The organism is Paraburkholderia sp. SIMBA_054 (assembly GCF_046534875.1).
Taxonomy (GTDB): domain Bacteria; phylum Pseudomonadota; class Gammaproteobacteria; order Burkholderiales; family Burkholderiaceae; genus Paraburkholderia; species Paraburkholderia hospita.
In genome coordinates, this window is sequence record NZ_JAWRXV010001539.1 from 1 (window position 1) to 242 (window position 242).

1 pseudogene is annotated in these 242 nt (G+C 58.3%); it reads left to right on the top strand.

Annotated features, from left to right (window positions below):
- A pseudogene (locus SB822_RS60195) lies at positions 1 to 94 on the top strand (glycerol-3-phosphate transporter permease); the annotation flags it as partial.
- Between the last annotated feature and the right edge of the window lie 148 nt (positions 95 to 242).

Genomic DNA, 242 nt, shown 5'->3' on the forward strand with positions numbered 1-242 from the left:
GTCTGCCGCACAGTCGGTGGTGTTGATGTTCCTCGTCATCGTGCTGACGGTGGTGCAGTTCCGCTATGTTGAAAGCAAGGTGCGTTACCAATGATTGAGAACCGTCCGTGGCTGACGATATTCAGCCATACCATGCTGATCCTCGGGATCGCGGTGATCCTCTTCCCGCTGTACGTGGCGTTTGTCGCGGCGACGCTGGATAAACAGGCCGTCTATGCCGCGCCGATGACGCTCATCCCCGG